The 8,404-nt window shown below is 69.6% G+C and carries 9 protein-coding genes; 5 read left to right on the top strand and 4 right to left on the bottom strand.

Going from position 1 to position 8,404, the window contains the following annotated elements; translation table 11 throughout:
- Positions 1-1,420 (bottom strand): Na+/H+ antiporter (locus ABZ281_RS26570; protein ID WP_356659363.1); only part of this gene is annotated, 1,420 nt, incomplete at its 3' end.
- Between the two features lie 62 nt (positions 1,421-1,482).
- On the opposite strand from ABZ281_RS26570, the gene ABZ281_RS26575 reads away from it, so the two are divergent.
- From ABZ281_RS26575 to ABZ281_RS26585, 3 genes are all read left to right on the top strand, one after another.
- Positions 1,483-1,743 (top strand): UBP-type zinc finger domain-containing protein, encoded by a 261-nt coding sequence (locus ABZ281_RS26575; RefSeq protein ID WP_078615354.1) that lies wholly within the window; start codon positions 1,483-1,485, stop codon positions 1,741-1,743.
- 260 nt (positions 1,744-2,003) lie between these two features.
- Positions 2,004-2,417 carry a hypothetical protein gene (locus ABZ281_RS26580; RefSeq protein WP_003992877.1) on the top strand — a complete coding sequence of 138 codons (414 nt, stop codon included), beginning with the start codon at positions 2,004-2,006 and terminating at the stop codon, positions 2,415-2,417.
- A gap of 17 nt (positions 2,418-2,434) precedes the next feature.
- Positions 2,435-3,571 (top strand): RNA polymerase sigma factor SigF, encoded by a 1,137-nt coding sequence (locus ABZ281_RS26585; protein ID WP_356659365.1) that lies wholly within the window; start codon positions 2,435-2,437, stop codon positions 3,569-3,571.
- Between the two features lie 3 nt (positions 3,572-3,574).
- Here ABZ281_RS26585 and ABZ281_RS26590 read toward each other — a convergent pair whose 3' ends face one another.
- Entirely contained in the window at positions 3,575-4,024 is a 450-nt protein-coding gene (locus ABZ281_RS26590; RefSeq protein WP_031107095.1) for a hypothetical protein, read from the bottom strand.
- Positions 4,025-4,138: 114 nt separating this feature from the next.
- Here ABZ281_RS26590 and ABZ281_RS26595 point away from each other — a divergent pair, with 114 nt between their 5' ends.
- Both ABZ281_RS26595 and ABZ281_RS26600 read left to right on the top strand, forming a co-directional pair.
- Positions 4,139-5,107, top strand: a complete 969-nt coding sequence (locus tag ABZ281_RS26595) for a diacylglycerol kinase family protein (protein ID WP_356659368.1) — start codon at positions 4,139-4,141, stop codon at positions 5,105-5,107.
- Positions 5,108-5,429: 322 nt separating this feature from the next.
- Positions 5,430-5,687 (top strand): WhiB family transcriptional regulator, encoded by a 258-nt coding sequence (locus ABZ281_RS26600; protein WP_016639615.1) that lies wholly within the window; start codon positions 5,430-5,432, stop codon positions 5,685-5,687.
- A gap of 205 nt (positions 5,688-5,892) precedes the next feature.
- On the opposite strand, the gene ABZ281_RS26605 is transcribed toward ABZ281_RS26600, so the two are convergent.
- The gene (locus ABZ281_RS26605; RefSeq protein WP_356659370.1) at positions 5,893-7,359 is read right to left on the bottom strand and encodes a PAS domain-containing sensor histidine kinase; all 1,467 of its coding nucleotides are present in this window, start codon (positions 7,357-7,359) and stop codon (positions 5,893-5,895) included.
- Between the two features lie 352 nt (positions 7,360-7,711).
- Positions 7,712-8,314 (bottom strand): TetR/AcrR family transcriptional regulator, encoded by a 603-nt coding sequence (locus ABZ281_RS26610; RefSeq protein ID WP_356659372.1) that lies wholly within the window; start codon positions 8,312-8,314, stop codon positions 7,712-7,714.
- Positions 8,315-8,404: the final 90 nt, after the last annotated feature.

Raw genomic sequence — 8,404 nt, forward strand, 5'->3', positions numbered from 1 at the left:
GGTTGGCCTGCCCGAGCCGCTCCCAGACGGCGTTGCGGCGTCGCTCCAAAACGATGCGCAGCCGGTCGGCGAGCGGGGCGGGCAGGGCGTTGCGCTCGTCGGCGAGGAGCTCGTCCAGGCGACGCTCGGCGGCCCGGGAGGCCTGCGCCTGGGCGTTGGCCTCGGCGAGCGTCTCGGTCTGCGCGTCCCGCCCGGGGAACTTCAGCAGCCGGATCAGCGGCGGCAGGGTCAGGCCCTGGACGACCAGGGTCCCGATGACCGTCGTGAAGGTCAGGAAGAGGATGAGGTTGCGCTGCGGGAAGGGCTCCTCGCCGTCGTGCATGGTGAGCGGGATCGAGAAGGCGATGGCCAGGGAGACCACGCCCCGCATCCCGGCCCATGCGATGACGAACGGTCCCTTCCAGGTCGGGTTCTGCTCCCGTTCCCGCACCCGGGCCGACAGCAGCCGCGGCAGAATGGTGGCCGGGTACACCCAGATGAACCGGGTGGCGACGACGACCAGGAAGACGGCGACCGCGTACCAGGCGGCCTCGACGCCCTCGTACTCCCCGAGGCCTCTGAGGACCACCGGCAGCTGTAGTCCGATCAGCGCGAACACCGCCGACTCCAGGACGAAGGCGACCATCTTCCAGACCGCCTCCTCCTGCAGGCGGGTCGCGAAATCGACCTCCCACGCGCGGTGCCCCAGGTAGAGCGCGACGACGACCACCGCGAGAACACCGGAGGCGTGCACCTGCTCGGCGACGGCATACGCGACGAACGGGATCAGCAGGGAGAGCGTGTTCTGCGGCAGCGCCTCCTTCACGTGCGTGCGCAGCCAGTGGATCGGGGCCATCAGCAGCAGACCCACCACGACGCCGCCGATCGCCGCGAGCAGGAACTCGCCGATGCCCCCGGCCCAGGTCGCGCCCTCGCCGAGGGCGGCGGCCAGGGCCACTCGGTAGGCGGTGATCGCGGTCGCGTCGTTCAGCAGAGACTCGCCCTGCAGGATCGTGGTGATCCGCGACGGCAGGCCGACCCGGCGGGCCACCGCCGTCGCCGCGACCGCGTCCGGGGGCGCCACCACCGCCCCGAAGACCAGTGCCGCGGTCAGCGGCATACCCGGCACGATCACGTACACGGCCCAGCCGACGACGAAGGTCGCGAACAGCACGTACCCGACCGACAGCATCGCGACCGGCCGCAGCTGCGCCCGCAGGTCGAGGTAGGAGCTGTCGGTGGCGGCCGTGTGCAGCAGCGGGGGCAGGATGAGGGGCAGGACGATGTGCGGGTCGAGCGTGTACTCGGGCACCCCCGGGACGTAGCTGACCGCCAGTGCCACGGCCACGAGCAGCAGCGGCGCCGGCACCGGGGTGCGCCGCGCGGCTGCGGCGATCGCGGCGCTGCCCGCCACGAGCAGCAGCAGCGGCATCACGTCCATCGTTCTCGCCCGCCCTCATTTTTCGACACGGTCTTCCGCACGACCGTCGTAACCTGGCAATCATGAAACAGTGCACGCACGCCGACGCGCTGCCGCACCCCGAACCCGGCCCGCTCAGCGAGACGTGTCCGGAGTGCCTGGCGGAGGGCCTGGATCCGGTGCAGCTACGGCTGTGCCTCAGCTGCGGTCACGTCGGCTGCTGCGACTCCTCGCCGGGACGGCACGCGGCGGAGCATCATAAGGAGTCCGGTCATCCCGTGATGCGGACCCACGAGCCCGGGGAGACCTGGCGTTGGTGCTTTGTCGACCATGTCCTGGTGTGACGAGACAGGACCCCGGCGATGGACGGTTCGACCGTCTGACGTCTGGGTACGTCAACCCGGCGCGCGCTCTTCCCATTTGGGCCCGCCCAACCCCTAGACACGGAGCGTATCCACAGGTTTACTGTGAGTGACGACAAGGGGTTGGGGTCCCGGGGACAGGACCGTCGAGATCGCGATAGCGTCACCGCTGAACCACGTATCGCGTTATCCCGGGGGGCGACCCTCGGCCCTGAAACGCTTGTACCACCATGGAGGTGAGGGTGTCCCAGATCGCAGGCGAGCCCGCGACCCAGGACTTCGTGGAAGTCCGGCTGCCGGCCGCGGGTGCCTACCTGTCGGTGCTGCGTACGGCCACGGCCGGTCTCGCGGCCCGTTTGGACTTCACCCTCGACGAGATCGAGGACCTGCGCATTGCGGTGGACGAGGCCTGCGCGATCCTGCTTCAGCAGGCCGTGCCAGGCTCGGTGCTCAGCTGTGTCTTCCGCCTCGTCGACGACTCACTCGAGGTCACCGTCTCGGCACCGACCACCGACGGCCATGCCCCTTCACGGGACACCTTCGCCTGGACCGTCCTGTCCGCCCTCGCGGGCAAGGTCTCCTCTGCCGTGGACAAGGACAAAACCGTTTCGATCAGCCTCTACAAACAGCGCGGCGCGGGACCCGGGCCGGCGTGAGGAGCGAGGACGGGCCGGTGCGGGACGAAGAGCGCAGCACACGAGAGCTGCCGGCCGAGAGCACGGGCCCGAGCGGCCCGAGCGGTGCCCGGCGCATGGCGGACGGCATCGACGGCATCCCCGAGCAGGCCCGCCCGCATCCCGAGGACGACTCCGCGGGGGCCGTCCTCCCGGGCGGCGGGCGGCTGGACCGGGACGGTGCCGTACGGAGCGCGCCTCCGGGTGGGGGGATCGCCGCGCCCCCGCCCCAGGGAGGTCCCCCCACCCGCGCGAAGCCGAGGGTGACGGAGGAGGCGAGGGCTCGGGGAAGGGCGACGGGCGGGACGATGAGCGAGCACGAGCGGAACTCCGAGGATCAGGCGCCGCGCGCACACCACGCGCAAGGTGGGCATCACGGCTCTCCGGACCGCAGCGGTGCGCGCGAGATGTTCCTCAAACTGCGCACCCTGGACAGCACCAGCCCCGAGTACGCGGAGCTGCGCAACCAGCTGGTCCGGATGCACCTCCCACTCGTGGAGCATCTGGCGCGCCGCTTCCGCAACCGCGGCGAGCCGCTGGACGACCTCACTCAGGTCGCCACGATCGGCCTCATCAAGTCGGTCGACCGATTCGACCCGGACCGGGGTGTGGAGTTCTCCACGTACGCGACCCCCACGGTCGTGGGCGAGATCAAGCGGCACTTCCGCGACAAGGGCTGGGCGGTGCGCGTCCCGCGCCGGCTGCAGGAGCTGCGCCTGGCGCTGACCACGGCCACGGCCGAGCTCTCGCAACTGCACGGCCGCTCCCCCACGGTCCACGAGCTCGCCGAGAAGCTGGCGATCTCGGAGGAGGAGGTCCTCGAGGGCCTGGAGTCCGCCAACGCGTACTCCACGCTGTCCCTGGACGTCCCCGACACCGACGACGAGTCCCCGGCGGTCGCCGACACCCTCGGTGCGGAGGACGAGGCGCTGGAGGGCGTGGAGTACCGGGAGTCGCTCAAGCCGCTGCTGGAGGATCTCCCGCCGCGTGAGAAGCGGATCCTGCTGCTGCGGTTCTTCGGCAACATGACCCAGTCGCAGATCGCGCAGGAGGTCGGCATCTCCCAGATGCACGTCTCCCGGCTGCTGGCGCGCACGCTGGCGCAACTGCGGGAGAAGCTCCTCGTCGAGGAGTGACGCCTACTTCTCCAGGTTGCCGGGGTTGCCGGGCCCGCGGATCCCGAGGGCCCGGGTCGTCTCGGGGTTCACCAGCAGCACGAGCGACGCGACGGCCACGACCGCGAGGGCGATCCCGGCCGGAATGGCCATGCTGTCGGCCTGCAGAAGGTTGTAGGCCACCGGCAGCGCCATGAGCTGGGTGATGACGGCCGGGCCGCGGCTCCAGCTGCGACAGCCGAGCAGCCCGCGGGCAGCGAGCAGCGGAAGCAGTGCGAGCACGACCAGCGTGATGCCGCCGGTCACGGCCTGCTGCCGGTCGTCCGGATGCCCGGTGAGGCCGAGGACGAGGATCCAGACGCCGCCGACGACCAGCGCGAGCCCCTCCAGCGCGGCCAGCAGCGCCGCGTACGTCAGACGCCGGGGGCGGGGGCCGGTGGTTTCCTCGGTGGTGGGGGTCTGCTCACTGCTCACCCCTGAAGAGTAGCCCCCGCCTGCACGCCCCCGGGGCGCGTATCACGCCCGCCCTCTTACCTGATCCCTACCTCGGTATGGGCCCGGTACCACCCAGTAGGTACGCTGCCAGTCATGCGTGCACTTCTCGTGGTCAATCCGGCGGCAACCACCACAAGTGCGCGCACACGCGACGTACTGATCCATGCACTCGCCAGTGAGATGAAGCTGGAGGCCGTCACCACCGAGTACCGCGGTCATGCGCGCGACCTGGGCCGGCACGCGGCCGACAGTGACGACATCGACCTGGTGGTGGCCCTGGGCGGCGACGGCACGGTCAACGAAGTGGTCAACGGCCTCCTGCACGCCGGCCCCGCCCCGGAGCGTCTGCCCAGCCTCGCCGTGGTCCCGGGCGGCTCCACCAACGTCTTCGCCCGCGCCCTGGGGCTGCCCAACGACGCCGTGGAGGCCACCGGCGCCCTGCTGGACGCCCTGCGCGACGGCAGCGAGCGCACCGTCGGACTGGGGCTGACCTCGGGCACGCCGGGCACGCAGGACGAGGCGGTGCCGTCCCGCTGGTTCACCTTCAACGCGGGGCTCGGCTTCGACGCCGGTGTGGTGGGCCGTGTGGAGCAGCACCGCGAACGCGGCAGGAAATCCACACACGCTCTCTACGTGCGCCAGGTGGTGCGGCAGCTTCTGGGTGAGCCGCACCGCCGCAACGGGACGATCACGCTGGAGCGGACCGGCGAGGATCCGATCACCGATCTGGTGCTGTCCATAGTCTCGAACACCTCGCCATGGACGTTTCTGGGCAATCGCCCGATCTATGCGGCACCTAAAGCCTCGTTCGATACCGGCCTCGATCTCTTCGGCCTCAGCCGCCTGTCCACTGCGGCGGTTGCCCGGTATGGCACCCAGTTGCTCACTTCGTCCCCCGAGCGCGGACCCCATGGCAAGCACGCCACCTCTCTGCATGACTTGACAGAGTTCACCTTGCATTCGAAGGTCCCGCTCCCCCTCCAGATGGACGGTGACCACCTGGGGCTGCGAACAAGCGTGACGTTCACAGGCGTACGCCGTGCACTGCGTGTGATTGTGTGAGCAGAACTGGCTAAAGTCCTTTCACTCGAACGTTTAGGCCAGGATCCACCCCATGGAAGTACGGCTGTGACCTAGTCGACACCGAAGAATCAAAAAAAACTTTCCGGAAGGGGTTGTATCCGCCGCTGAGGTTTGCGAGTCTCTACGTGGCGATCGAGACGGCCCGCAACACCGGCCTCCACTGATCACCAGAACCCCTCTTCAATCCACAGGACCTTCGCCGGGGAACCTGGCAGTCGGCCCTTCACTTGTTGAGGGATTCGTGAAAGCGTTCACATTCACAAGCAAGCCCTGCATGTAATACCAAGGAGAGGTAGCAGCCATGGACTGGCGTCACAACGCCGTTTGCCGCGAGGAAGACCCCGAGCTCTTCTTCCCCATCGGCAACACCGGTCCTGCGCTGCTGCAGATCGAGGAAGCCAAGGCCGTCTGCCGTCGCTGCCCGGTTATGGAGCAGTGCCTGCAGTGGGCGCTCGAGTCCGGCCAGGACTCCGGCGTCTGGGGTGGTCTCAGCGAGGACGAGCGTCGCGCCATGAAGCGCCGCGCCGCCCGCAACCGGGCCCGTCAGGCCTCCGCCTGACAACCCACCCCTGCTGACAGCCTGAGCTTGGCGGCGCGTACAGCGAGTACGCATCTCCCGCCCCCGAGCCGCAGCGCGCAGTTCCCCCGATGCGCTTAGTTAAGCAGCAACGAGCTTCAGCCCCGGGCCACTTGGTGGCCCGGGGCTCAATGCTTTACCGGGCCCTCTACCAAGACTGCGGATTCCGTTGCTTCTGCGACTTCCGCTACTTCTGCGACCGCACCGGGATGTCGAGGATCACGCGGGTCCCGCGCTCCGGGGCCGGGACCATGTCGAAGGTGCCGCCCAACTCGCCCTCCACCAGGGTCCGCACGATCTGCAGGCCGAGATTCCCGGCGGTGTGCGGATCGAACCCTTCCGGCAGACCGACCCCGTCGTCCTGGACAGCGACCAGCAGTCGGGCCTCCTTGGCCGTGCCGCCGCGGAGCGCCGAGACCTCGACCGTGCCGGTGTCGCCCTCACGGAAGCCGTGCTCAAGTGCGTTCTGCAGCACCTCGGTCAGCACCATCGACAGCGGGGTGGCCACCTCGGCGTCGAGAATGCCGAAGCGGCCGGTGCGCCGGCCCGCGACCTTGCCCGGGGAGATCTCCGCCACCATGGCCAGCACACGGTCGGCGATGTCGTCGAACTCCACCCGCTCGTCCAGGTTCTGGGAAAGCGTCTCATGCACGATCGCAATCGATCCGACGCGCCGCACCGCCTCTTCGAGGGCCTCGCGGCCGCGGTCGGACTCGATGCGCCGGGCCTGGAGGCGGAGCAGCGCCGCCACCGTCTGGAGGTTGTTCTTGACGCGGTGGTGGATCTCCCGGATCGTCGCGTCCTTGGTGATCAACTCGCGTTCACGGCGACGCAGTTCGGTGACGTCGCGGAGCAGTACGAGGGAACCGATACGGGTGCCCTTCGGCTTGAGCGGGATGGCGCGGAACTGGATGACCCCGTCAGTGGCCTCGATCTCGAACTCGCGCGGCGCCCAGCCGCTGGCGACCTTGGCGAGCGCCTCGTCGACCGGGCCCCGGGTCGGGGCGAGTTCGGCGGTGGTCTTGCCCAGGTGCTGGCCGACGAGGTCGGAGGCGAGGCCGAGCCGGTGGTAGGCGGACAGGGCGTTCGGTGAGGCGTACTGGACGATGGCGTCGGCGTCGAGCCGGATCAGGCCGTCGCCCACCCGGGGGGAGGCGTCCATGTCGAGCTGCTGGTTCGCGAACGGGAAGGACCCGGCCGCGATCATCTGCGCCAGGTCGGAAGCGCTCTGCAGATAGGTGAGTTCCAGGCGGCTCGGAGTCCGCACGGTGAGGAGGTTGGTGTTGCGCGCGATGACGCCGAGGACACGCCCCTCCCGCCGTACGGGGATCGACTCGACCCGGACGGGAACCTCCTCGCGCCACTCGGGGTCTCCCTCGCGCACGATGCGACCCTCGTCGAGCGCGGCGTCCAGCATCGGGCGGCGGCCACGCGGCACGAGGTGGCCCACCATGTCGTCCTGATACGAGGTCGGGCCGGTGTTCGGCCGCATCTGAGCGACCGAGACGTACCGGGTGCCGTCACTGGTGGGGACCCACAGGACCAAGTCGGCGAAGGAGAGGTCGGAGAGCAGCTGCCACTCCGAGACCAGCAGGTGCAGCCACTCGAGGTCGGTGTCGTCGAGTGCGGTGTGCTGGCGTACGAGTTCGTTCATGGAGGGCACATCTGCGAGCGTACCCGGGGGTTCGTACGGCCCTGAAACACCCGCGGGCCGCGGCGCCTGAGAGGGACCCTCAACCCTCCCGGCACCGCAGCCCGGAGCAGCATCGGCCGTGGGGTGTGCGGTCCCGGTCGGCCGAAGGATGAGGAGCCGGGGCAGTCAGGGCAGAGAGCCTCGGTTCCTCGGTCCGTCTTCCTGTGCGGGGAAGACGGAGGCTGGTGCGCGTTGCACACGCGCTCTCGTCACGCATTGTGGACTAGACCACTTGCGGGTGTCCATGCGTGGGAGGCTGTTCGTTGTTGTCACTTCCGCGACACGTCGGACGCGCCGGCGCCCAGCAGGCAGCCTAACCCGTGTGGGTTCCTGTGCGGGGCCAGATGGCGAGGGCAATTTCCGCGACGGCCTCCAGTTCCTCCCGGCTCGCCCCGTCGCGTGCCTGTTGTGACATGCCCTGGATCATCGCTCCGGTGTGCCGGGCCAGGGCGGCGGCGTCGGTGGCCGACGGCAGCACACCGGCGGCGACGTCGGCCCTGATACGGCTCTCGAACGCGGCGATGTCGGCGTTGCGGCGGTCCCGCAGCGACTGCTCCACCTCGAGGTTCGAGCAGTTCGCCGCGGCGTGGACGACGAAGCAGCCGTGCGGGTGGCCCGGTTCGGTGTACGCGGTGGCGGCCTCGCGCAGGCTGCGCTCGACGGCGGCCCGTGCGGTGGGTTCCTCGGCGAGGGCGCGGTCGGTGAAGGATCCGTATCCGGTGCCGTACACGCGGACGACCTCTTCGAAGAGGGACCGCTTGTCGCCGAAGGCGGCGTAGAGGCTGGGGGCGCCGATCTCCATGACGCGGGTGAGTTCGGAGACGGACGTGGCCTCGTAGCCGTGCTCCCAGAAGGCCAGGAGGGCCTTCTCCAGCGCGGTCTCGCGGTCGAAGGAGCGGGGGCGCCCGCGGGCCAGGCCCGTTCCCGGTCCACGTCGGGCATGAGCTTGGCGGTGCCGTGCTCGGTGGTCCGGGTCACGGCAATGGCGTCGTTCACCCCTCCATTG

The organism is Streptomyces sp. NPDC006265, assembly GCF_040613555.1.
Classification (GTDB): domain Bacteria; phylum Actinomycetota; class Actinomycetes; order Streptomycetales; family Streptomycetaceae; genus Streptomyces.

What these genes read in the sequence shown, in the direction of transcription:
- ABZ281_RS26600 (WP_016639615.1), top strand. Translation starts at nt 5,430, where the DNA reads ATGGACTGGCGTCACAACGCCGTTTGCCGCGAGGAAGACCCCGAGCTC.
- ABZ281_RS26595 (WP_356659368.1), top strand. Translation starts at nt 4,139, where the DNA reads ATGCGTGCACTTCTCGTGGTCAATCCGGCGGCAACCACCACAAGTGCG.
- ABZ281_RS26575 (WP_078615354.1), top strand. Translation starts at nt 1,483, where the DNA reads ATGAAACAGTGCACGCACGCCGACGCGCTGCCGCACCCCGAACCCGGC.
- ABZ281_RS26605 (WP_356659370.1), bottom strand. Translation starts at nt 7,359, where the DNA reads ATGAACGAACTCGTACGCCAGCACACCGCACTCGACGACACCGACCTC.